Origin of the sequence: Streptomyces sp. NPDC058045 (assembly GCF_042885635.1) — a bacterium.
Lineage (GTDB): Bacteria > Actinomycetota > Actinomycetes > Streptomycetales > Streptomycetaceae > Streptomyces.
The window spans coordinates 1-19,800 of record NZ_JBHVRR010000076.1 but is presented as its reverse complement, the minus strand read 5'-3'; the positions used below and the strand labels follow the sequence as shown (position 1 = coordinate 19,800).

The 19,800-nt window shown below is 73.2% G+C and carries 22 protein-coding genes and 1 pseudogene; 9 read left to right on the top strand and 14 right to left on the bottom strand.

Going from position 1 to position 19,800, the window contains the following annotated elements; translation table 11 throughout:
• The first annotated feature begins 43 nt into the window (after positions 1-43).
• Entirely contained in the window at positions 44-493 is a 450-nt protein-coding gene (locus ACFVST_RS27620) for a protein phosphatase (protein WP_390156319.1), read from the top strand.
• On the opposite strand, the gene ACFVST_RS27615 is transcribed toward ACFVST_RS27620, so the two are convergent.
• The 6 genes from ACFVST_RS27615 to ACFVST_RS27590 form a co-directional block, all read right to left on the bottom strand.
• Positions 490-1,509 (bottom strand): serine hydrolase domain-containing protein, encoded by a 1,020-nt coding sequence (locus ACFVST_RS27615; protein WP_390156318.1) that lies wholly within the window; start codon positions 1,507-1,509, stop codon positions 490-492. The genes ACFVST_RS27620 and ACFVST_RS27615 overlap by 4 nt on opposite strands.
• On the bottom strand, positions 1,506-2,426 hold the full coding sequence (locus tag ACFVST_RS27610; RefSeq protein WP_390156317.1) for a DUF6895 family protein: 921 nt from the start codon (positions 2,424-2,426) through the stop codon (positions 1,506-1,508). The genes ACFVST_RS27615 and ACFVST_RS27610 overlap by 4 nt, the downstream gene beginning before the upstream one ends.
• Entirely contained in the window at positions 2,423-3,385 is a 963-nt protein-coding gene (locus ACFVST_RS27605) for a DUF6895 family protein (protein ID WP_390156316.1), read from the bottom strand. Before ACFVST_RS27605 ends, ACFVST_RS27610 begins: the two co-directional genes overlap by 4 nt.
• Complete coding sequence (locus tag ACFVST_RS27600; RefSeq protein WP_390156315.1) at positions 3,382-4,110, bottom strand: hypothetical protein; 729 nt, start codon at positions 4,108-4,110, stop codon at positions 3,382-3,384. The genes ACFVST_RS27605 and ACFVST_RS27600 overlap by 4 nt, the downstream gene beginning before the upstream one ends.
• Positions 4,111-4,121: 11 nt before the next feature.
• Positions 4,122-4,310 carry a hypothetical protein gene (locus ACFVST_RS27595; RefSeq protein ID WP_390156314.1) on the bottom strand — a complete coding sequence of 63 codons (189 nt, stop codon included), beginning with the start codon at positions 4,308-4,310 and terminating at the stop codon, positions 4,122-4,124.
• 147 nt (positions 4,311-4,457) lie between these two features.
• Positions 4,458-5,528 (bottom strand): S1 family peptidase, encoded by a 1,071-nt coding sequence (locus tag ACFVST_RS27590; RefSeq protein ID WP_390156313.1) that lies wholly within the window; start codon positions 5,526-5,528, stop codon positions 4,458-4,460.
• A gap of 343 nt (positions 5,529-5,871) precedes the next feature.
• Between ACFVST_RS27590 and ACFVST_RS27585 the strand changes: the two genes are divergently transcribed.
• Both ACFVST_RS27585 and ACFVST_RS27580 read left to right on the top strand, forming a co-directional pair.
• Positions 5,872-6,549 (top strand): AIM24 family protein, encoded by a 678-nt coding sequence (locus ACFVST_RS27585; RefSeq protein WP_390156312.1) that lies wholly within the window; start codon positions 5,872-5,874, stop codon positions 6,547-6,549.
• A gap of 175 nt (positions 6,550-6,724) precedes the next feature.
• Positions 6,725-9,313 carry an ATP-dependent Clp protease ATP-binding subunit gene (locus tag ACFVST_RS27580; RefSeq protein WP_390156311.1) on the top strand — a complete coding sequence of 863 codons (2,589 nt, stop codon included), beginning with the start codon at positions 6,725-6,727 and terminating at the stop codon, positions 9,311-9,313.
• Positions 9,314-9,375: 62 nt separating this feature from the next.
• Here ACFVST_RS27580 and ACFVST_RS27575 read toward each other — a convergent pair whose 3' ends face one another.
• The 3 genes from ACFVST_RS27575 to ACFVST_RS27565 are packed head-to-tail and all read right to left on the bottom strand — an operon-like array spanning position 9,376 to position 11,325.
• Positions 9,376-10,257 (bottom strand): MauE/DoxX family redox-associated membrane protein, encoded by an 882-nt coding sequence (locus ACFVST_RS27575; protein WP_390156310.1) that lies wholly within the window; start codon positions 10,255-10,257, stop codon positions 9,376-9,378.
• A 16-nt stretch (positions 10,258-10,273) separates the two neighbouring features.
• Entirely contained in the window at positions 10,274-10,891 is a 618-nt protein-coding gene (locus ACFVST_RS27570; RefSeq protein ID WP_390156309.1) for a cell wall protein, read from the bottom strand.
• A gap of 11 nt (positions 10,892-10,902) precedes the next feature.
• Entirely contained in the window at positions 10,903-11,325 is a 423-nt protein-coding gene (locus ACFVST_RS27565) for a septal ring lytic transglycosylase RlpA family protein (RefSeq protein ID WP_390156308.1), read from the bottom strand.
• A 325-nt stretch (positions 11,326-11,650) separates the two neighbouring features.
• Between ACFVST_RS27565 and ACFVST_RS27560 the strand changes: the two genes are divergently transcribed.
• From ACFVST_RS27560 to ACFVST_RS27550, 3 genes are all read left to right on the top strand, one after another.
• Positions 11,651-12,073, top strand: coding sequence for a TIGR03618 family F420-dependent PPOX class oxidoreductase (locus ACFVST_RS27560; protein ID WP_390156307.1), 423 nt, complete (start codon positions 11,651-11,653; stop codon positions 12,071-12,073).
• 95 nt (positions 12,074-12,168) lie between these two features.
• The gene (locus ACFVST_RS27555) at positions 12,169-12,315 is read left to right on the top strand and encodes a hypothetical protein (protein ID WP_390156306.1); all 147 of its coding nucleotides are present in this window, start codon (positions 12,169-12,171) and stop codon (positions 12,313-12,315) included.
• 492 nt (positions 12,316-12,807) lie between these two features.
• Positions 12,808-13,263 carry a tellurite resistance TerB family protein gene (locus ACFVST_RS27550; RefSeq protein ID WP_390156305.1) on the top strand — a complete coding sequence of 152 codons (456 nt, stop codon included), beginning with the start codon at positions 12,808-12,810 and terminating at the stop codon, positions 13,261-13,263.
• Positions 13,264-13,278: 15 nt separating this feature from the next.
• On the opposite strand, the gene ACFVST_RS27545 is transcribed toward ACFVST_RS27550, so the two are convergent.
• A complete protein-coding gene (locus tag ACFVST_RS27545) occupies positions 13,279-14,214 on the bottom strand; it encodes a M56 family metallopeptidase (RefSeq protein ID WP_390156304.1) in 936 nt (311 codons plus the stop codon).
• A gap of 3 nt (positions 14,215-14,217) precedes the next feature.
• Complete coding sequence (locus ACFVST_RS27540) at positions 14,218-14,637, bottom strand: BlaI/MecI/CopY family transcriptional regulator (RefSeq protein WP_390156303.1); 420 nt, start codon at positions 14,635-14,637, stop codon at positions 14,218-14,220.
• A gap of 180 nt (positions 14,638-14,817) precedes the next feature.
• Between ACFVST_RS27540 and ACFVST_RS27535 the strand changes: the two genes are divergently transcribed.
• Complete coding sequence (locus tag ACFVST_RS27535) at positions 14,818-15,093, top strand: hypothetical protein (RefSeq protein WP_390156302.1); 276 nt, start codon at positions 14,818-14,820, stop codon at positions 15,091-15,093.
• Positions 15,094-15,282: 189 nt separating this feature from the next.
• Here the strand turns inward: ACFVST_RS27535 and ACFVST_RS27530 are convergent, their stop codons facing one another.
• Both ACFVST_RS27530 and ACFVST_RS27525 read right to left on the bottom strand, forming a co-directional pair.
• Entirely contained in the window at positions 15,283-15,792 is a 510-nt protein-coding gene (locus ACFVST_RS27530) for a spore-associated protein A (protein ID WP_390156301.1), read from the bottom strand.
• 214 nt (positions 15,793-16,006) lie between these two features.
• On the bottom strand, positions 16,007-16,555 hold the full coding sequence (locus ACFVST_RS27525) for a TetR/AcrR family transcriptional regulator (protein ID WP_390156300.1): 549 nt from the start codon (positions 16,553-16,555) through the stop codon (positions 16,007-16,009).
• A 164-nt stretch (positions 16,556-16,719) separates the two neighbouring features.
• On the opposite strand from ACFVST_RS27525, the gene ACFVST_RS27520 reads away from it, so the two are divergent.
• Positions 16,720-17,397 carry an ATP-binding cassette domain-containing protein gene (locus ACFVST_RS27520; RefSeq protein WP_390156299.1) on the top strand — a complete coding sequence of 226 codons (678 nt, stop codon included), beginning with the start codon at positions 16,720-16,722 and terminating at the stop codon, positions 17,395-17,397.
• A 22-nt stretch (positions 17,398-17,419) separates the two neighbouring features.
• Positions 17,420-18,299, top strand: a pseudogene (locus ACFVST_RS27515) (virginiamycin B lyase).
• A 57-nt stretch (positions 18,300-18,356) separates the two neighbouring features.
• Here ACFVST_RS27515 and paaK read toward each other — a convergent pair.
• The gene (gene paaK / locus ACFVST_RS27510) at positions 18,357-19,700 is read right to left on the bottom strand and encodes a phenylacetate--CoA ligase PaaK (RefSeq protein WP_390156298.1); all 1,344 of its coding nucleotides are present in this window, start codon (positions 19,698-19,700) and stop codon (positions 18,357-18,359) included.
• Positions 19,701-19,800 lie beyond the last annotated feature (100 nt).

Below are 19,800 nucleotides of genomic sequence, written 5' to 3'. Positions count from 1 at the left end.
ACCGCCCTGTCCGGGGTCCGGAAGGCGCCCGTAGCCTGGCGCGATGGCACACCAGACCTGGAACCCGGACTCCGCGGGAGTGCTGCGGCTGCCGTCGGGGCGGCTGCTGCGCGGCCGCGGCCTGCGCCATCCGCTCCCGGACGGCTCGCCGCCCCACTTCGGCGTCTACCTGCTCGGCCGCACCCCGCCGCCCACCCCCTGGGAGTCCCGGCCGCTGCGCTGGCCTGACTTCCGCCTCCCCGCCGACCGCGCCGAGGCCCGGGAGGTCTTCACGGAGGTGTGGCGGCGCTGCGCGGTGGAGCGGGTGGAGCTGGCCTGCGGCGGGGGCCGCGGCCGTACCGGTACCGCGCTCGCCTGTGTCGCCGTCCTCGACGGGGTGCCGCCCGACGAGGCCGTGGCCTATGTCCGCCGCCACTACGACCGGCACGCCGTGGAAACCCCCTGGCAGCGCCGGTACGTCCGCCACTTCCTGCCGCGGGGAACCAACTCCTAGTCGAAGGTGAGCAGTTGGTAGGCGGTGGCGACGAAGGGGTCGCGGAGGCGGTGGCGGCGGGTGGTGAGGGCTACCAGGGCGCGGCCGGTGTCGGGGCGGAAGCCGAGGAACGCCTGCTGGCCGCAGGTCGCCCCGGCGTGGAAGCAGACCGGGCCATGCTCGGTGTCGTGCCGGAACCAGCCCAGGGTGTGCGTCTCCCTCCGCCCCGGGCCACGTCGCAGCAGTGGTTGCTGCACGGTGGTCAGGGCCGCCGCCAACTGCCGTGTGCCGGGCCGGAGATGGGCTTCCAGCAGGGTCAGCAGATCGTGCGGCGCGGCCCGGACGGCGCCCGCCGGGTCGAAGCCCGCGGCGCGCAGCGGAGGTGTGGTGGTGCTGCCGTCCGCGCGGTGCCCGACGGCGTCCGTACCGGGTGGTCCCGGGTGGAGCGCGGTGTCCCGTAGGCCGAGGGGTGCCAGGACCTCGCGGGTGAGGAGGGGGGACCAGCCGGTGCCGGCCGCGGTGGCCAGGGCCTGTCCGAGGGTGGCCACCGCGAAGTTCGAGTACCGCCACCGGCTGCCCGGCCGGTGGTGGGGGCGGCTGCGCAGAAAAGCCCGCACCACCCGCTCCGGCCCGTAGTGCGCGTACGGGTCGCTGCTCCAGCGGGGCAGGGCGCCGGGGTAGAAGTCGGCGGGCAGCGGCGGGAGTCCGGAGGTGTGGGTCATCAGGTGGGCGAGGGTGACCGGGGCGCGGTGTGCGGGGGGCCGGGTGCCGAGGAGGGCGGCGGCGGTGTCGCGGCGGTCCACCCGGCCCTGGTCCTCCAGTCGGGCCAGCAGCAGCGCGGTGAGCGTCTTGCTCGCCGAACCCGTCTCGTAGCGCAGCAGTTCGCGTGCGGTGGGCGGGGCCGGGTGGGTGCCGCCGGTGCGGATGGTGCGGTGGCCGTCCTCGGAGACGGCGAAGACCACATCGGGGGCGTCCACCGCGGCCACCGCCCGCTCCAGTGCGGCGGCGCCCACCGGATGCGGGGCGGCGGGTGTCACTCCGCGGGGCCGGTCAGCCGGGACAGGGCGTGCGAGGTGGCGAGGGTGGCGGCGAACGCGGCGACCAGCGTGGGGTGGTAGACCGCGTCGAACACGTCCTGCGGTTCGCCCTCGGGCATCCCCCGTACCGCGGGCACCGCGCCGTCCTCCTGCTGGGCCGCGGCCAGCCCCGCCCAGGCTTCGGTGTCCAGTGCCGGTTCCGGCAGGCAGGCGTCCACCGCGAGCAACTCGCCCAGCAGGTCCCAGCGTTGGAGGTCCAGCCAGTCGTCCAGCCACACCGGCAGCCACAGCGCCAGATACTCCGCGATGTGCCCGGGGATGCCCTCGGGGGAGCGGCCCCAGTCGGTGAGGTGGAAGACGGTGTGGGTGATGTCGTAGCCGATGTGGCCCTCGGCGGTCCACGGTTCGGGGGTGCGGCCCAGCCAGGTGCGGGCGAGGGCCTGCTCGGTGGGGACGGCGGGGGTGAGGCCGAAGCGGCGCTCGAAGGCGGAGATACCGAGCCGCCGCACCGGTTTCACCTCCAGCGCCGCCCAGCTCTCCAGGCGCTGGTTGAGACGGACGGAGGCCTCGATACCGGGCTGCGAGTAGCCCAGTTCGCGGAACGGCAGGTACACCTCGAACGGCACCGGCGAGAGTGGTTCCAGGCGCTGGCCGCGTACCAGCATCCGGCCGCCGTCGAGGGCGTCCTGCCAGGTGTGGTCCAGCAGCCGGCGGGCCAGCTGCGCCTGCCGGGAGCCGGCGACGCCCTCCCGGAAGAGGACACCGCACACCGCGGCCAACTCCCCGATGGGCTTGAAGCGTTCGAGGAAGCCGACCTCGGGATCGACGTCCTCCTCAAGGCGGAAACCGGACCGGTGCGCGTGCAGCCACTCCAGGGCGCGCAGTCCGACGGTGTGCACAAGTCGCGTACTGGTCACGTCACTTCACCTCGGCTTCCCGCCCGCGGGGCTGCTGCCGCTGGTGGTCCGGTGCGGCGCTCCACCCGGTGCAGGGTCAGCGCGGCGGCGAGGACCACCATCAGCGTGGAGTGGTAGCAGGTGGTGAAGTCCCGCCGCACCGTGCGACCGGCGAGGCCCGCGCCCACCTCGGGCAGGCCGCCCTCCGGGTCCTGCGCGGCGGCCAGCAGCGGCCACGCCTGCCGCAGCAGCCCGGGGCCCGGCGGCCGCGGCAGGCTCGCCGCCACCGCCAGCAACTCGCAGGCCAGATCCCACTGTTCGTCCTCCAGGCACCCGTCCAGCCAGGGCCACAACCACAGGTCGAGATAGCGGGCCACGTCCTCGGGCACGGTGTGCGGGGTGCGGCCCCAGTCCGTCAGATGGAAGACGACATGGGTGAGGGTGTAGCCCGCGCCGCGTTCGAAGGTCCATGGCTCCGGCAGCCCGCCGAGCCAGGTGCGGCGCAGTGCGGGCGCGGACGGCGCGTGGGGTGAAAACCCGCTGCGCCGCTCGGAGTTGAGGATGCCCAGGCGCCGGTTCGGCTCCTGTTCCGTGACCTGCCAGCAGCGGGTGGCGAGCAGGGTCCGGGCCAGCCGCTCGAAGCCCTGGTGCCGCATCCCCTCCGCCGCGAACGCCGCGTACACCTCCAGCGGGTAGGTGGCGAACGGCTCCAGCCGCAGCAGTTCCTCGAAGAGGGCGCCGTCCCGGGTCTGCCGCCAGGCGTGCTCCAGGAGCGCGGAGGCGGCACGGTGCAGCGGGTCGCCGGCCGCGGTGTGGCGGCGTACGCAGACGCAGACCTGGGCCAGCTCGCCGAGCGGCTTCCAGGTGCGGTTGACGTCGCCGCCGTGCAGGGCCCCGGTGTCCAGGGCGAAATCCTCGCGGTGTGCCTCCACCCAGGCGAGGGCGGATTCGGCGGCGGGCCGTATCGCGGGGGGCGTCATACGCGCGCTCCGGCGCCCAGCAACTGGGCCGCGTGCACATGCAGCGCCACCCGGGGGTCCTGACCGCCCATCTGGGAGACGAACTCAAGGCCCGAGGCCAGCCCGAGCGTGGGCGGCACCCGCTCCAGCAGGGCCAGCCAGCGGCCCGCACCGGCGGCCTGGAGCCAGTCGCGGCGCCGTACCGCGCGGACGAAACCGCGGGAGAGGTCGGCCGGGCGGCGGGTCGCGGCCCGCGCCACACCGCTGTCCCCGCCCGGCACCGCCAGGGCCGCGAGGACGGCGAGTTGATGGGTGAAGGGCTGCCAGGCGGCGTCCTCCAGCCACTGCGTCTCCGGCTCGGTGCCCTCCGCGGGCGCCACTTCAGGGCGGCCGTCCGGGTCGGTGAGGGGGACGTCGGGGGAGAGTCGGTGCAGGGTCCTGGTCATCGCCCAGTGACTCCAGGCGGAGGCCGCGGAACCGCTCGCGGCCGGTGGGAACGCGGCGACCGCCTGCCGTACCACCGACACATCGCTCGCGTCCGGCGAGCAGCGGAACAGCACACTCGGCAGCAGTACATCGGCGCCGAGCACCCGGACCGCGGCGAGGGACAGATCGTCGTGCCCGTCGATTCCGGCCGGATGGCAGACCACGCCGGAGTGGCCCCCGCTCCGGAGAGCGGAGACCACTTCGTGGGCGAGGTCCTGCACCCGGCCCGCCAGGCGGGCTGAAGCGCTGGACTCCTCCATGGATGTACCCGTCAGCCCTTCTTCGGCCGCGGTGTCGGCGGCGAGAGGAGTAGAGCCCCTTGGCCACCGACCAGCGCCAGTGCCGCACATTCGCGGCTGTCGCGGAAGGTACCGTCGGCCTCTGCCGGATCCAGAGCTGCTTCGACATCCGTGTCCCGGACCTCGGTGAGGTCCCGGATCACCGGTTCGGTGGAAGACATGCCACCATCCCCTTGTTGAAGGAACTTGCCTCGTGCCACACCAGTGCAGCGCACTTCGACACGCCGCGCAAAAGATGACATCACCCGCTTTGTCCACGGGCAGTTCCCGGCAGGGGCTCGTACAGGCCCTCCCAAGGCGTGTCCGAGTCAGTCGATACTCGCCCCGTACGCGGCCAGCGCCTCGGGCACCGGCTGGAAGTAAGTCTCCCCGCCCGCTTGGCAGTTGCCGCTGCCGCCGGAGGTCAGACCGAGCGCGGTGGAGCCGTCGAACAACGCGCCGCCGCTGTCGCCCGCCTCAGCGCACACATCGGTCTTCACCAGCCCCTCGACGGTGCCCTCCCGGTAGTTGACGGTGGCGTCGAGGCCCGTCACCGAACCGCCGTGCACATGTGTGGTGCTGCCGCTGCGCCGCACCCGCTGGCCCACCACCGCGGAACCGGCCTGGGTGATCTGCTGGCTGGTCCCGTCGTACAGGTCCACCGCGCTGGGGTGTGCGGTGGACGTGTCGGTGTAGCGGACCAGGGCGTAGTCATGGCCGGGGAAGCTCGACTGCTCGGTCCGGGCCACGTTCGAACCGCCTTGGCGCGCCGCCCAGTTGGAGACCGCCTTGCCGCAGTGACCGGCCGTCAGGAAGTAGGACGCGCCGCCCTTGCGCACATTGAAGCCGAGCGAGCAGCGGGCGTCGCTGCCCCAGATCGCCTGACCGCCCGACAGATAGGGCGTGAACCGGCCCTCGGTACGGCGCAGTACCGCCCGGTCGCCCTGGTCCGCCACCACGGACCGCACCCGCGCCAGGTCCTGCCCGGTCACGGTGCGGTCCGCGCTCACCACCAGCCGGTCGGCCCGCGGGTCCACCGACCAGGCGGTGCCCGGGACCGAGGCCCGCGCCTTCAGGTCGTCGGCGGCGCCGCGCAGTTCCGCCAGCGAGTACGCCACCCGGCGCGGCTCGGCGCCCTTGGCCCGCACCAGGTCGGCGTCGCGCTCGGACACCACGTTCACCACCAGCCTGCGCCGGCCCGCGTCGTAGTAGACGCCCTGGGCGGCGCTCCCGAGCTGCGCCGCCAACTCGCCTGCCGCGGCCGCGGACAGGCCGTCCTGCCCCGGCCGCCCGGGCGGGGCGGGGGCCGCCTGCGCCTCGGGGAGGGTGAGGGCGGCGGTGGCGGCCAGTGCGAGCGCGCCACCGGCGACGCCCCGCTTCCAGATACGTCGGTGCTGCAAGAGAAAGCCTCCCGTGAGGAGCGGGCCCACCCGACGGAGCCCGCGGATGCCGTACGGATCGGAGCGCGGGCCGCCCGGACGGCACCGCCGTACCGGGCGCCCCGCGCCATGGCGTGCACCTGCCCGCCCCGCCCGGCGCGGCCCCGGCGCGTCCCCGCGTTTTCCCACGCACGGGTCGGCGGCTGACCCAACCGGCGGCACCCGGCCGCCCGCGGGGTCCCGGCCCGTACCGGCTCCCCGTCCGCGGCAACGCCCTTGGCGGGGAAGCGACTTGGCGACCGGACGCCCGGTGGCCGTGAACCGGCTCTGGCGGAGACACCGCTGTTCAGGGCAGGATGCGGCCATGAGGAGCGATCTCTTTGCCGGCGAGAACATGGCGCAGCCGGCCACCGCGGTCGGTATGACCCAGCAGAGCGCCAAGTCCCTGAAGTACACCGTCAACGGGGAGATGCTGGCGCGGCAGGGCGCCATGATCGCCTGGCGTGGGAACCTTCAGTTCGAACGGAAGGGCCAGGGCGTCGGCGGCATGTTGAAACGGGCCGTCACCGGGGAGGGCCTGCCGCTGATGGCGGTGCGCGGCCAGGGCGAGGCGTGGTTCGCGCACGAGGCGCAGAACTGCTTCATGGTCGACATCGAGCAGGGCGACGCCCTCACCGTCAACGGCCGCAACGTCCTCTGCTTCGACGCCACCCTCTCCTACGACATCAAAACGGTGAAGGGCGCCGGCATGGTCGGCGGCGGCCTCTTCAACAGCGTCTTCACCGGCTACGGCCGCCTCGGCCTGATCTGCGACGGCAACCCGCTGGTCATACCCGTCTCCCCGCAACTGCCGGTCTACGTCGACACCGACGCGGTCGTCGGCTGGACGCAGAACCTCCAGACCTCCCTGCACCGCTCGCAGTCCATCGGCTCCATGCTCCGCGGCGGCTCCGGCGAGGCCGTCCAGCTCATGCTCCAGGGCGAGGGCCATGTCATCGTCCGCCCCAGCGAGGTCACCGAGGCGAAACCACAGCAGCACTGACCCGGCGGGTGCCGGCACGGGGGCGGGGGAGGCGCGCTCGCCCCCGGCAGGTGTAAGGCGACGGTGCCGGGGGGACCCGGCCGGGCGGACGGCACGCACCCCGGCCGGCACCCACGGCCCGGGGACCACAGCGGCGTCGCGCCCCCGCCGGGCGGGACACCGGAAACGGATGGCCATGAGCAGCGGATACCTGGGTCCCGAGGACTACGGCCACGATCCCTTCGAGGAGTTCCTCGCCCGCTTCTTCGGCGGCGGACCCCGCCGGGACCCGCGGCCCATCGACATCGGCCGGATGATGAGCCAGCCCGCCCGGCAACTCGTCTCCACCGCCGCCACCTACGCCGCCGAACACGGCAGCAGCGACCTGGACACCGAGCACCTGCTGCGCGCCGCCCTCGCCGTGGAACCCACCCGCAGCCTGCTGCTCCGCTCCGGCGCCGACCCCGACGCCCTCGCCGCCGAGATCGACCAGCGGGCCGGCGAACCCGAGCCGGACGCCGACGGCGCCGCCGCCCGGCACTCCCTCGGCGTCACCCCCACCGTGAAACGCGCCCTGCTCGACGCCCATGAACTGGCCCGTGCCGCCGGCGCCGGCTACATCGGCCCCGAGCACGTACTCGGCGCCCTCGCCGCCAACCCGGACTCCGCCGCCGGGCACATCCTGCACTCCGCCCACTACGACGCGCCGCCCGTGCCCGCACCGCCGGCCGGTACCGGAGGCGGGGAGCAGCGCCCGCCCGTCGCCGGCAGCACCCCCACCCTGGACCGCTACGGCACCGACCTCACCGGCCTGGCCCGGCAGGGCCGTATCGACCCGGTCATCGGCCGCGACCAGGAGATCGAGCAGACCATCGAGGTGCTGTCCCGCCGCGGGAAGAACAACCCCGTCCTCATCGGCGACGCCGGAGTCGGCAAGACCGCCGTGGTCGAGGGCCTCGCCCAGCGCATCGCCGACGGCGAGGTCCCCGAACTCCTCGCGGACCGCCGCCTGGTCACCCTCGACATGACCGCCGTCGTCGCCGGCACCCGTTTCCGCGGCGACTTCGAGGAGCGCCTGAACGCCGTCATAGACGAGATCCGCGCCCACCGGGACGAGATCATCGTCTTCGTGGACGAACTGCACACCGTGGTCGGCGCCGGCGGAGGCGGCGGTTCCGAAGGCGGTTCCATGGACGCCGCCAACATGCTGAAACCGGCACTCGCCCGCGGCGAACTCCATGTCATCGGCGCCACCACCCTGGAGGAGTACCGCCGCAACATCGAGAAGGACGCCGCGCTGGCCCGCCGCTTCCAGCCCATCCTGGTGCCCGAGCCGTCCGCCGCCGACGCCCTGGAGATCCTCCACGGCCTGCGCGACCGCTACGAGGCCCACCACCAGATCCGCTACACCGAGGAAGCCCTCCTCGCCGCCGTCGACCTCTCCGACCGCTACCTCACCGAACGCTTCCTGCCCGACAAGGCGATCGACCTGATGGACCAGGCCGGCGCCCGTGTCCGCCTCCGCTCCCGCACCAAGGCGGCCGGCACCCGCGCCCTGGAACGCGAGGCGGAGCAGCTCGGCCGCGACAAGGACCAGGCCGTCGCCGCCGAACAGTACGAACGCGCCACGGAACTCCGCGACCGCATCGCCGGCATCGAGCAGCGGATCACCGCCGACCGCGACCGGCCGGCCGGCGACGGCGAGGTGCACGAGGTCACCGCGGAGGACATCGCCGAGGTCGTCTCCCGGCAGACCGGCATCCCCGTCAGCAGCCTCACCGAGGAGGAACGCGACCGGCTGCTCGGCCTGGAGGGCCACCTCCACGAACGGGTCATCGGCCAGGACGAGGCGGTGGCCGCCGTCGCCGACGCCGTGCTCCGCTCCCGGGCCGGACTGTCCAGCCCCGACCGCCCCATCGGCAGCTTCCTCTTCCTCGGGCCCACCGGCGTCGGCAAGACCGAACTGGCCCGCGCTCTCGCCGAGGCCCTCTTCGGCAGCGAGGACCGCATGGTGCGGCTCGACATGAGCGAGTACCAGGAGCGGCACACCGTGAGCCGCCTGGTCGGCGCACCACCCGGCTATGTCGGGCACGACGAGGCGGGCCAGTTCACCGAGGCGGTCCGCCGCCACCCCTACTCGCTGCTGCTCCTGGACGAGGTGGAGAAGGCCCACCCCGACGTCTTCAACATCCTGCTCCAGGTCCTGGACGACGGGCGGCTCACCGACGCCCAGGGCCGCACCGTCGACTTCACCAACACCGTCGTCGTGATGACCAGCAACCTCGGCTCGGAGGCCGTCGGCCGCGGCACCACCCTCGGCTTCGGCACCGGCCAGGGCGAGGACGAGGCGCGCCGCGAGCAGGTACTCCGCCCGCTGCGCGAGCACTTCCGACCCGAATTCCTCAACCGCATCGACGAGATCGTGGTCTTCCGCCGCCTCACCGGCGACCAACTCCGCCAGATCACCGACCTGTTGCTGGAGGACACCCGCCGCCGCGTCCACGCCCAGGACCTCACCCTGGAATTCACCCCGCGCGCCGTCGACTGGCTCGCCGAACGCGGCCACCAGCCCGAGTACGGCGCCCGCCCACTACGCCGCACCATCCAGCGCGAGGTGGACCGCCCACTGTCCCGGATGCTGCTCGACGGCTCCCTGACCCCCGGCACCCAGGTCCTCGCGGACACCGGGGAGGGGGAACGGGAACTGACCTTCCGGCCGGTACCGCCATACCGGGGCGGATCCGACGACCGCCCGGAGGACGGCGACCCGCCCTCCGACTCCTGACTGCGCCAACTCCCGTTCCCTCAATGGCAGTTACCCGGGCATGTGCCGCGGCACCGCCGCGCTCACCACGTGCCTACCGCCGCCTGCTCGGGCACCGGGAGGGGCCGCCCGGTGTGCTCGTCCACCACGGCCAGCCGTACCGAGGGTGCCGGTGTGCTGTCGACGGTGTGTGCCGGGTCGAGAGCGAAGAGGACGCTGACCGGGCGTGCCGCCTCGCCTTGGCCGTGCACCCCGGAGAAGCGCAGGACCCGCCAGCCGTCGGCGTCCCAGTGCTCCAGCAGCGCCGAACGCACCACCGGTCCCGCGGTCTGCCAGGCCAGTGAACGCTCCAGCAGTTCCACCGAGGCCGCCACCGGGACCCCCTGTTGCCCGGACCCGGCCAACGGGTGCCCCAGTAGCCGCAGTTGGAGCCGTAGCAGCGGCAGCCTTCCGGCACCGAGCAGTGCGCACCCGGCTCCGGCCGCGGCCAGCAGTACCGTGGCCGCCAGGGGCCGGGCGGCGGCCGCCGTCCACCAGTCGTGGCGGGCGGAGAGCGCCGCGATGCCGCCCGCCAGCAGCGCCCCCGCCCGGACGAAGGCCCGCACACCGACCGGCCCTTCGTCCCGCCCGGAGCAACCGCAGGACGCCGCGGGCGCGGTACGCCGTACCTGTCCGAGGTAGACGATGAAGGCGGCGCCGAGGAGCGCGGTGGCGGCGGCCGGGACCGGTGTGCTCGCCCGTCCGGTCGCCAACAGGCCGCAGGACAGCAGGAGTTCGGCCGCGCCCACCGCCCGCAGTACGGCGGTGGCCGTCGCTGGGCCGCCCGGGAGCCGGACCAGTACGGTGCCGGCGGCGGCCCGGCGTACCCGGTGGACGGGGAGCTTGCCCGCCCCGGTCACCGCCAGCAGCACCGCGCAGGGCAGCGGCGCCAGGGCCGCGGCCAGGGCGATCAGGCTGAGATCCATCAGCGGGCCCCCGCTCTCAATGGCCCACGGTGACGCGGGCGATGTCGACGTCGTCGTCCGAGGGCCGCCAGGCGCCCAGCACCTGCGCCTGCTGCCCGATCCGCAGCCGCGACAGATCCGAGGTGAGCGCCCCGCCCAGATAGGAGGCGGTGGTGGTACGCGGCGAGACATGGCCGACCAGGGCACGCGCACCGTGCGACAGATGCAGCCGGTCCCGGGCGATACCGCGCACGGTGCAGAGCAGATTGACGATGTTCACCCACACCGCGTCGGCGGCCAGCGTGCCGTCCGGCATGTCCACCCCGCGCGCATAAAGACCGTCACCGGGCCGGACGGCGTCCGCCGTGGTGGGCTCCAGCTTCCAGACGCTGGTGGCCCGGGTGAGCTGCACCAGGTGCAGCGCCCCGTGCGAGCCGCGTACTTCCAGGACGCGCCGGTTGACGGCGGTGACCCGGCCTTCGGCGAAGGAGGTGCGGGCGATCGCCGGGTCGAGGGAGGGCGCGGGCCCGGCGAAGGCGGCCGCCGGATCGGTACCGCCGAGCGCGGTGGCACCGACGATGGCGGTGCCACCGACGGCGGCCGAGGTGAGGAAGCGGCGCCGGTCGACGCCGGGGGTGCCGTGGACGGCGGGCATGGCGGTGCTCCTCACTCGAAGATGTGCACCGGCACCACGCCGGAGCTGAGATTGCCGATGGCGGAGAAGGCGGCGGGGGTCAGATCGATGACCCGGTTGGTACGGCACTCGCCCCCGCAGCAGGTCGACTCCGAGCAGAAGCTCTTGGTACGTGGACCGCAGTCGGCGACGGTGACGCACACGGTGGCCCCCGAGCACTGGTGCCGCACGTTCAGTACCGAACCGCAGCCGCGCCGCGGCATGTTCTCGCCGCAGAGGTCGGGCCGGGTGAGGTCGAAGCAGGCGGCGGAGGCGTTCGGCCAGGCGGCCTGGGCCTTGCCGGACTGGCAGGTTCCGCAGGCGCCGGTGCCGGTGCTGCCGCACGGCCCCCAGGCGCTTCCACAGCAGAACCAGGTGCTCTCACCGGACCAGAGCGGGGTCGATCCGCAAGCCATTCGCTTCCCTTTCGTCAACACCATGAGCGGTGCGCTGCTCATGAAACGGCGTCAACTCCCGTACACCATGGACCCGAACGGCGGCACGCCCGGTGGATCACGCGGCGGAGGGCAGTACAGCTAGGTCGTGGCGGGCCGTGCGTCGTCCGCGGTGGGTGCGGTACGGGGTTATCCACAGGCACTGCGGGCGGCGCGAGGGCTGTGCCAGGGTGGGCGACGCGGGCGGGGATCCGGAGCCGGACCCCTACAGACCGGGACCCTGGTGTACGGCCGGGCGCTGCCGCCCGCCCCGTCCGCGTACGCACATCCGAGGCAAGGAGTCGTTGTGTCCAAACCGCCGCTTCCCGAAGATGCCGTGGCCATGCTCAGCAAGCCCAACCCAGCCGTCATCTGCACCCTGCGCGCCGACGGCCAGCCCGTCTCCACCGCCACCTGGTACCTCTGGGACGACGGCCGGATCCTGGTCAACATGGACGAGGGCCGCAGACGCCTCGACCATCTGCGGCGCGACCCCCGGGTCACCCTCACCGTGCTCGACGAGGGGAACTGGTACACCCACCTCAGCCTCATCGGGCGGGTCACCGAATTCCGCGAGGACAGCAAGCTCGCCGACATCGACCGGCTGTCCCACCATTACCTGGGCAAGGAGTACGCACAGCGGGACCGGGCCCGGATCAGTGCGCTGATCGACATCGAGCGCTGGCACGGCTGGGGCGCCCTCAAGGACAACAACCAGGTCAGCGGCTGACCGGCCGCGCCGGCGTGCACCGCCCGCACCGGAGCGGGCGCCGGCCGCTGCCCGGGCCGGTGCGGGCGGTCACCTGACGGTGGTTCGGTGCGCGCATGACCGGCCGCCGCACCCCGCGCCCGGCCGACGCGCTGGCCGCGGCCCACCAGCGGCTCGCCTGGCTGCACGACGCCGCCACCCGTATCGGCCCACCACCGGCAACTACACCCTGGCCGGCGCGGGCCATCTGCCGCCGTTGCTGACCCACCTCCGACGGCCGGGCCCGCTACCCGGACCTGCCGGTCGGCGCCCCGCTCGGCGCCGGGATCATCCCCTATGACGCGGTCTGCCTGGTCGCCCGGGACGGCAGCCGGCTGGTGCTCTTCGCCGTCGGACCGGTCAAGTCCCGCATGAGGACGTCGACGCCCAACTCGCCCGGCTGCGGCACCTGGTGGCGGACCTCGACCCGGAACGCATGGACAGTTCCGCACTGCCCTCGCGCGCGGGCGGCTGGCGGAACTGGTGGCGCCGTGGCGCGGACGCCGCGGAGTTGGTGGTCAGCGCCTCAGCGTCTCCAAGGCCTCTTGACCCGGCGCCGACCGGGCGCGTCCCGGTGACCTGAACTCGTCTGCCGAGGGCGGAACTTGGCGGAACTAATCCGGGCGGCTGCTAGTTTCTACAGTGCTGTAGAGAACGGTGGGTGACGGTGCACCAGACGGGTGGCCGCGCCCCGGACGGGAAGATCTGGAGTCCTCATGGCCCTGTGGGACCGCATCAAGGAGTCCGCGTCGACGATGCAGACCCAGCTCGTGGCGAAGAAGAACGACCTCAAGAGCGGTGCCTTCCGCGACGCGAGCATGGCGATGTGCGCCCTGGTCGCCGCCGCCGACGGCGTCATCGACCCGGCGGAGCGCAGCCGGGTCGCCCAGCTCATCGCCGGCAACGAGGTCCTGCAGAACTTCCCCGCCGACGACCTGCGTCGCCGCTTCGAGGCCAACCTCGACAAGCTCACCGCTGACTTCGACTTCGGCAAGGTCAGCGTCCTTCAGGAGATCGCCAAGGCGAAGAAGAAGCCCGCGGAGGCACGGGCGGTGATCCAGATCGGCATCGTCATCGGCGGCGCCGACGGCGACTTCGACAAGACCGAGCAGGCCGTGGTCCGCGAGGCCTGCTTCACGCTGGATCTGCCGCCGCACGAGTTCGACCTCTGACGGCCCCACCGGCCCTCACAGTGGGGCCGCCGCGGACAGGATGAGGAACAGGGTGACGGCCGAGTTCGCCGAGGACATCGCCGACAGCAGGGTGCCCGCGGCGGCGGCCCAGACGGCCAGGCCCACCGCGGTGCACAGCGGTGGCCAGGGTCGTCCAGCGGGCGCCGGTCCCAGCAGTGCCGCCACCCTCCGCGGAACCGGTCCCGGCGCCGCCATCGCGGCGAGCGTCGGGACCGGCGCCGCACGGGACAGCAGCGCCGCACGGCCCACCGCCCGGGCCGTCACCCGACGGTCGCCGACGGCCGCGGCGGCCTCCTCGTCGGCCCACCGTTCCACCGTGTAGCTGACGGTGGAACGCAGCGGCCGCAGCAGCGGATGGGCTCGCGCCGCCAGATGCACCGCCAGCAGATGCCGGTGGTGACGGCCCGCCAGATGGGCCCGCTCATGGGCGAAGAGCACCCGCCGCTCCCGCGAGGGCAGCGGCGCCAGCATCCCGGTGGACACCACCACCCGCGCCGCACCCCGCCGCCCCGGCACCGCGTACGCGTAGGGCAGCGCGTCGGGGACCACGGCGGTGCCCGCGCCGGGCAGTCCGCGCAGGGCCCGCCGCACCCGGTGCCGTACCCGGCGGTGGCGCCACAGCAGGGTGCCGCAGGCCGCCAGTACCACGGTGAGGGCGGCGACGGCGGCTTTTCCGGTCACCTGGTCGTGCGGCACCGCGGCCCGTACTTCGGGTGCGGCCCAGGCGTCCGGCAGGGGATTGCCGGGGAGTTGGGCGGTCCCGGCGATGGCGAGCAGGCCCAGGCTGAGGGTGCTGCACGCGCCGAGCACGGCGGCCGCGGCGGACAGCAGCCGGGTCGCCACCCGGGGATGCAGATGCTGCTCGGCCAGCCGCGCCATCGGCCAGGCGGTGAGCGGAAGTACCAGAGGCAGGAAGACCAGCAGGCCCACGGGTCAGTGCTCCCCGCCCGGGTCGCTCTCGCCGTCGCCGGCCTGCCGCAGCAGATCCCGCAGTATCTCCTCGTCCTGCGGGGGCAGTCCGGAGACAAAGCTCACCAGGACGGCCTGCCGGTCGGCCTCGGCGTCCAGGACCCGGCGCATCCGGTGCGCCGCCAGCCCCGCCTGGTCTGCGGCGGCCGTCCACACCAGGGACCGCCCGGCCCGCCTCCGGGTCACCGCGTCCTTGCCGCCCAGCCGCGTCAGAATCGTCAGCACGGTGGTGTGGGCGAGGCTCCCGCCGAGCCACTCCCGTACCCAGGCGGCCGTCACCGGTCCCGGCGCGGAGCACAGCGCGGACAGCACCTGTGCCTCCAACTCGCCCTGCCCACGGCGGCGTTCACCCGCACCGACCGCCTGCCCTGGGTCGTCCACCATCTCCACCGCCTCCCGGCTCCGCACCCACCGCCCGCCGCGGTACGCCCCGGCGCCGGTCCATCGTAATGAGTACCCGCCGGGCGTCGACTCCGCCGGTACGTGGCCGGTTCGCGGTCCGCCCGGGGGCTCGGGGCGGGACCCCGATTGCGGTGTGGTGACGGCGCGGTGCACCCTTGCGCCATGGCATATGTGCGGCTGGAGGCCTGGATCGGCGGGGAGTGGCTGGAGGTGAGCGCGGTCAGTGTCAGCGTGATGGACTCGGCCCTGACGCTCTCCTTCGAGCATCAGCGGAGCGAGTCGGGCTACCGCAGCTTGATCTGGGAGCCGCTGGAACGCTTTCTGCGGGAGTACCGGGAGGAGCCGGTGGTCGTGGTGCCGCTGGGGCACAACCTCCCGGTGATGTTCGGCCCCGGCGCGGCCGGCCCCTTCCGCCTCATGGAACGCCACGACGAGTAGGGCGCCTTCCGGGGGCCTCGTCAAGTCCCCTTCTCGCGGGCGTAGTTGTGCCCGTATTGGTGGAAGCAGTTCCGACGCCCCACCCAACAGCCCCCGAGAGCAGGCGACTTGGGCCGGCAGGGAGACGGGAAACGCCGTCCGGACCGAACGGTCCGGACGGCGCCCCGTGTCAGACGGCTGCGTGCCGGCTCAGCGCTGCGAGGCCGAGGCGGCGAGCTTGCTGCAGTTCGTCTGGTCCTTGCCGGCGATCTCTCCGGCGATCTCACCGCGCCAGTTCACACACTGCCCGGCGGCCTTCAGGTAGATCGGCCCGGCGTACGAGGTGTACTTGCCCTCGTCGCGCTGGGTGTCGGTGTCCATGCCCGTGCCGATGGACGCCACCATGTGCTGGGCCTTGCCGGTGGTGGTGCGCACCGTCACCACGCAGTTCTTGCCGGTGGACGAGTTGTAGGTGAGGTACACCGTGCCCCGGCTGCCGATCTGCGCCGAGTTCACCACCTTGTAGCCGCTGCCGCAGGCCCCGTTGTAGGTGGCTGCCTTCGCCGAGGTCCCGTGGGCGCCGGCCGCCGCAGCGGTCGTCCGGGTGGTGTGCGCGATCGCACCGCCGGTGGCACCGGCGGACGGTGCCAGGGCGGCGGCGGTGCACAGCAGTCCGGCCGTGGCGGTGGTGGCGATGGCTACGCGACGGTTCAACTTCATGTTGTTCCCCCTGCTCCTTGCTGATCTGGTCTGATCTGGTCTGATCTGGTCTGGACGGTCGGTCGTTCTGACGGTCGTTCTGTCGGTCATGTGAACTTGGTCAGGTGATGTTGGTCTTCATCACGCCCCGTCAGACCCCTTCTGCAGCAGGTGAGTTGTGTCTGTTCGTGCCTGTTACCGACCTATGACATTCGCCCTGCCGCGGCGCTCAGGGCTACAGCAGGCCTTCGCGTGCGGCGAGAGCGGCGGCGTCCGCGGCGCGTGCGGTGTCCCGTTCGGTCATCGGCTCGCGGGTGATGAAGAGGCGGTAGTAGACCGGGGCCACCGCGATCCGGATGACCTCCTCCGCATCGGTGTCCGCGGGCAGTTCGCCGCGTTCCACGGCCCGGCGTACGACCTCCGCGGCCTGCTGGTGGCGCGCGGCGAAGAACCGGTGCAGGGCCTCGGCGGCCCGGCCGCTCTGCACGGCGGCGGCCACGAAGGCGGAGGCGACCGGTCCGGACTCCGGGTCGGTGAAACTGGTGAGCACCAGGCGGGTGATAGCCCGTAGATCCCCCTGGAGCGAACCGGTGTCCGGGAGCGGCCAGGGCTCCCGTTCCGACACCTCCAGGGCGTCGGAGATCAGGCCGTCCGCGTTGGTCCAGCGCCGGTAGACCGTGGTCTTGTGGACACCGGAGCGCTCGGCGACGCCGTCCACGGTCAGCCCCTGGTAGCCGCGCTCCGCCAACTCGCCGAGGGTGGCCCGGAGTACGGCCTCACGCACCCGCGTACTGCGCCCACCGGGCCGCTTCCCTGACTGCGCACCTCGCCCCGCCCCTGCCCCGCCCGCGTCCGTCTCCGGTCGGCGCTCGGCCCCAGTATCCAATGGCTACTCCTGTTGCGTTTAAAGCTCCGCCCATGACATGATCCCGCTTAACGCTACAAGAGTTGCAAGAGGAGGAGTCGCTGTCCACACGGCTCGCGCTCAGGGGTGTGACCAAGTCGTACGGCGAGCGTCTCGTCCCCGACCAGGTCGGACGCGCCGTCCGGCCGGGGGAGCGGCTGGGTGTCGTCGGTGAGAACGGCTCCCGTAAGTCCACCCTGCTCCGGCTGCTGGCGGGGACGGAGACGCCCGACACGGGTGAGGTGACGGTCGCCGCACCGGGCCACCTTGGGCAGCGCCTCGACCTGTCCGGCGGCCACACCGTACGCCAGGTTGTCGACACCGCCCTCGCCGAACTGCGCGCCATGGAACGGTACTTGCGCGCACTGGAGGCCGAACTCACCGAGGAGCGCCTGCCCGAGTACAGCGAACTGCTCACCGCCTTCGAGGCCAGGGGCGGTTACGAGGCGGACGCCCGGGTGGACAAGGCCCTGTACGCGCTCGGCCTCGGGACGCTGGACCGCGGGCGGTGGCTCGGTGGCCTCTCCGGTGGCGAACGGGCCCGGCTGGGGCTCGCCTGTCTGCTGGCCGCGGCCCACGATCCGCTGCTCCTCGACGAGCCCCCAACCACCTCTCCCTCACCCTGGTCGAAGAACTCGAACAGGCCCTGGACGACTACCCGGGCACCCTGGTGGTCGTCTCCCACGACCGAGCACTCACCCGCCGTTTCACCGGCGACCTGATGCAGATCCCCGGGGGACCCGCATGATCACCGAGACACCCGTGTCCGACCGCGAAGCCGGTCCGTACGGCATCACCACCGGGCCGGACGGGGCGCTGTGGTTCACCCTCGTCCACCAGGGGGCCATCGGGCGGCTGGTGCCCGGCGCGGAGCCCACCGTCCATCCGCTGGACCCGGCCGACGGCGGACCCACCGTCATCACCCCGGGCCCGGACGGCGCCCTGTGGTTCACCGAATTCCGCGGGGACCGGATCGGCCGTATCTCGACGGCCGGTGAGATCACCCGCCACCCGGTGCCCGGCGCCGGACCGTACGGGATCGCCGCGGGACCCGACGGGGCGCTGTGGTTCACCGAGTTGACCACCGGCCGCATCGGCCGGCTCGCCCCGGACGGCACCCTCACCTCCTTCGCACTGCCGGTGCCGGACGCCCTGCCGTCGGCGATCACGGCCGGGCCGGACGGTGCGCTCTGGTTCACCCTGAACGCGGCCGGTGCGATCGGCCGGATCGACGTTCGCGGCGAGGTCACCGTGCACCCGCTGCCCACGCCGGACGCCGCGCCCGTCGGGATCTGCGCCGGGCCCGACGGGGCACTGTGGTGCGCGGAGATCGGCGCCGGGCAGATCGGCCGCGTCGCCACCGACGGCACGATCCGCGAGTTCCCGCTGCCGGACCGCGCCGCCCGCCCGCCCGCACGCCGTCGTCGCCGGCCCGGCCGGGATCTGGTGCACCGAGTGGGCCGCCAACCGGATCGCCCACATCACCCCCGAAGGCACCGTCACCGAGTACGAACTGCCCACGCCCGACTCCGAACCCCACGGGCTGACGCTCGGCCCCGACGGCGCCGTGTGGGCGGCGCTGGAGATCGGCGCGCTGGCGCGTATCGCCGACCGAGCCGACTGAACGGAGACCGGGGCGCCGCAGCGGCCTTCCCGCTCCCGCCGGCGGTGGCGGGTCCCGTCACCCCTTCCGCAGGTCCTTGATCCGGCGCAGCTTGCCCACCGAGCGCTCCAGCGTCTCGAAGTCCGTCATCTCCACCTCGACGCTGATCCCCACTCCGTCCTTGACGCCCTGGGCGATGGCGCGGGCCGTCGCCTCACGCGCCTCCTCGTCCGTGCCCGGCCGGGCCTCCACGACGACCGTCATATGGTCCATCCGACCGCGGCGGCTCAGCCGTAGCTGGAAACTGGGCGCCGCACCGGGCGTACCCAGCACGATCTCCTCGATCTGGCTGGGGAAGACATTCACCCCGCGGAGGATGATCATGTCGTCGCTGCGGCCGGTGACCTTCTTCATCCGGCGGAAGGCGGGGCGGGCGGTACCCGGCAGCAGTTCGGTGAGGTCGCGTGTGCGGTACCGGATGACCGGCAGCGCCTCCTTCGTCAGGGTGGTGAACGCCAACTCGCCCTGCTCGCCGTCGGGAAGGACCTCGCCGGTGATCGGATCCACGATCTCCGGGAGGAAGTGGTCCTCCCAGATGTGCAGCCCGTCCTTGGTCTCCACGCACTCCTGGGCCACGCCGGGACCCATCACCTCGGAGAGGCCGTAGATGTCGACCGCGTGGAGATCGAGCCGCTCCTCGATCTCGCGGCGCATCGCCTCCGTCCACGGCTCCGCCCCGAAGATGCCGATCCGCAGCGAGGACCGCCGCGGATCCATGCCCTGCCGCTCCATCTCCTCGATGAGGGTGAGCATGTACGACGGGGTGACCATGATGATCTCGGGCCGGAAGTCCTGGATGATCTGCACCTGGCGGGCCGTCATCCCGCCGGACGCCGGGATGACCGTGCACCCCGCGCGCTCCGCGCCATAGTGCGCGCCGAGGCCGCCGGTGAAGAGCCCGTAGCCGTAGGAGACATGGATCTTGTCGCCGGGGCGCCCGCCCGCCGCGCGGATCGAGCGGGCCACGACATCGGCCCAGATGTCCAGATCCCCCTCGGTGTACCCGACGACGGTGGGCCGGCCGGTGGTGCCGCTGGAGGCGTGCAGCCGCCGCACCCGCTCCATGGGCACCCCGAACATCCCGAACGGATAGGTCTCCCGCAGATCCGCCTTGGTGGTGAAGGGGAACTTCGCCAGATCGGCGAGATCGCGGCAGTCCTCCGGGCCGACCCCCGCCGCGTCGAACTTCTTGCGGTACAGCTCCACATCATCGTAAGCGTGCCGCAGGGTGGCGCGCAGCCGCTCCAACTGCAGTGCTCTCAGCTCGTCTTGGGTCAGCCGCTCGCCGCTGTCCATCAACTCCCGTGGCATCGGGGCACCCAGGCGCGGCTCCGACCCCGCGGCAGCGGGAACGCTGCTCATCTCGTCTCCCTCGACTCGTCCTCGATACCGCGGCCGCGGGGCCGGCCCCCCCCGCGGGGGGGGGGGGGGGGGGGCCCCCCCCCCCCCCCCCACCACCCCC